Source organism: thiotrophic endosymbiont of Bathymodiolus puteoserpentis (Logatchev), from assembly GCF_900127505.1.
Classification (GTDB): Bacteria; Pseudomonadota; Gammaproteobacteria; order PS1; family Pseudothioglobaceae; genus Thiodubiliella.
Genome location: NZ_UEXF01000028.1, coordinates 63,021 through 65,363 on the forward strand (window position 1 = coordinate 63,021; position 2,343 = coordinate 65,363).

At 35.0% G+C, this 2,343-nt stretch carries 4 protein-coding genes; all 4 read left to right on the forward strand.

Annotated elements, in window-relative coordinates:
- On the forward strand, window positions 1-302 hold a 302-nt coding region (locus BHECKSOX2_RS10225; RefSeq protein WP_245391297.1), incomplete at its 5' end, for a transposase.
- Between the two features lie 330 nt (window positions 303-632).
- Window positions 633-1,058: a TIR domain-containing protein gene (locus tag BHECKSOX2_RS04580; protein WP_139682645.1), complete on the forward strand. Its 426-nt coding sequence runs from the start codon at window positions 633-635 to the stop codon at window positions 1,056-1,058.
- Window positions 1,058-1,378 carry a hypothetical protein gene (locus BHECKSOX2_RS04585; RefSeq protein WP_139682646.1) on the forward strand — a complete coding sequence of 107 codons (321 nt, stop codon included), beginning with the start codon at window positions 1,058-1,060 and terminating at the stop codon, window positions 1,376-1,378. Before BHECKSOX2_RS04580 ends, BHECKSOX2_RS04585 begins: the two co-directional genes overlap by 1 nt.
- A 571-nt stretch (window positions 1,379-1,949) precedes the next feature.
- Window positions 1,950-2,234, forward strand: a complete 285-nt coding sequence (locus BHECKSOX2_RS04590) for a hypothetical protein (protein ID WP_180323661.1) — start codon at window positions 1,950-1,952, stop codon at window positions 2,232-2,234.
- The last annotated feature ends 109 nt before the right edge of the window (window positions 2,235-2,343 follow it).

Genomic DNA, 2,343 nt, shown 5'->3' on the forward strand with positions numbered 1-2,343 from the left:
TGCCTAAAAAAGCCCTTAAGCGAGACAATCGTTATCAACAAGACAAAAAGCGCAAACTGTGTAAAAGACGCGCAGCGATTGAGCCGATTATCGGACATCTTAAATCAGATTTTAGACTCTCTAGAAACCTACTCAAAGGGCAAGTTGGTGATGAGATTAATGTTTTAATGGCTGCCTGTGCTTGGAATTTGAGAAAATGGCTGGTGATAGCCACTATTTTTTTGTTTTGGCAAAAACTGGGCTTATTTTTTGTAAAATACCTAAGGTTTTTTGTGGTGCTGGATAAAAAGCAGTTTTGTTGATTTAGATGGTTGGAAAAATGAGTAGTTTTGGTTTGTTTGGAGTGAGTTTTTAAGGGGCGACTAAGTAATCCAGATAAATTCGTTGGCTCAACTAACAAAAATAACTCTAAAATCAAGTCTTTCAAAGTAGATCTAGAGTTGTCTAACGATCCAAAGTGGGAGATTTATCATGACTTCCCATGAAACAGAGAATAAGCCTAACAAGCGCGTGCAATCTGACCTCCGGCCACTATCACCTTTTGTGCAAAAACCGCACAAAAGGCGCCAGTAGCCTCCGGCAGTTGACGCGGGCGTTATATTTTTAAACAACCAACAATAAGGAACTGAACCATGGCTAAAAAGAAAGTATTTGTGAGTTTTGATTGGGACAATGACAAAAATTATAAATTCCTGCTTCAAGCTTGGGATGCGAATCCAGATTTTGAGTTTACTTTTAGTGACTATTCTTCTTCTGAAATTAACAGTTGGGATATTCCTACTGTAAAAGGAGCACTAACGAGAAAAATAAATACCGCAACACATACGCTTGTGATTGTCGGAAAAGAAGCAAATAAAAAACATGCTGATTCTGACGATATTGGTTACAAGAATTGGTTAAATTTTGAAGTGGCAAAAAGCAAAGCTAGCGGGAATAAACTTGTTGCTGTGAAATTGTCCAGTACGAATACCAGTCCTGATGAGCTTTTAAATTCTGGTGCTAGTTGGGCAATGAGCTTTACTAGAGATACAGTCTTAAAGGCATTGAATAACGCATAATGGAAGAAGCTAAGTTTAATAATCTTTGCTCACATTATAAAGATAGCTTTGATATACATCTGGCATCCATAAAGCAACGAGATAAGTTGTTTTATTGGTTGCTGATTATCATGGCAGTATTTACTTTGCAACTATCATCTACGGACATAGTTGTTAATGTCGTTAATGATTACATCAATAAAGCAGTTGGTATAAAGTTAGGTAAAAGTGCTGATTTTATTGCTACCCTGCTATGGCTTTTGCTTCTTGGTTTTACAACAAGATATTACCAAGTGGTCCTTGAAATCGAACGGCAGTATGGATACTTAGTCAACCCTTAAAAACCACACAACAAATTGATTTATAACAATAAAACCAACAATAACCCTAGACAAATCAACCAACTTTTGCTAAAATACCTCTTATTTCTTGGTCGTTTTGCTTAAAAAAATGTNCTATTTTTTTGTTTTGGCAAAAACTGGGCTTATTTTTTGTAAAATACCTAAGGTTTTTTGTGGTGCTGGATAAAAAGCAGTTTTGTTGATTTAGATGGTTGGGAAAATGGGTGGTTTTGGTTTGTTTGGAATGAGTTTTTAAGGGGCGAGTAAGTACCCATTATTTTCTAATTGGGTGTGGTTGCTCTACACTGTACTCTTTCCATGCCTCATAGTTTTTAGCGTGATTACGAAGGGATATAGTGAGATAAGTGAAATGCAATCTATAGAAGCAAATCAAATAATTGATTTTGTCTGTTATCTTGTAATTGCAACTAGTTCTATTTTGTATATCTATCGTCTGCACAAATCAAGCATACAAAATATAACAAATCGCTGCACCGGACTAATTACTCGCTGGCGCTCGTAATTAGCTGGTGAGCTCAAGCGTTATGTGCAAAAATAAAAGAGGTGCTAAATGCTAGAAATGTTTGAAAAGCTTATTAATGAACATGGCTCTTCAGTTGTATTAAAAGAAAGATTAAAGCTAATAAATGACAAATATGAAGCCCTAGGGGAAAAGTTAGAAATATCAAATAATAAAAACGAATTTCTTCAGAAAGAAAATGAACAACTTAAACAGCATGTTGCTGAAATCCAAGGCCAACTTTCTGCAACAATACCAAAGGGTGATAATTTACCTCAAGAACAAAAAGATATTCTAAAGCTACTATTTAGTCAACCCTTAAAAACCACACAATAAATTGATTTATAACAATAAAACTAACAATAACCCTAGACAAATCAACCAACTTTTGTTAAAATACCTCTTATTTCTTGGTCGTTTTGCTTAAAAAAATGTTAACTAAATC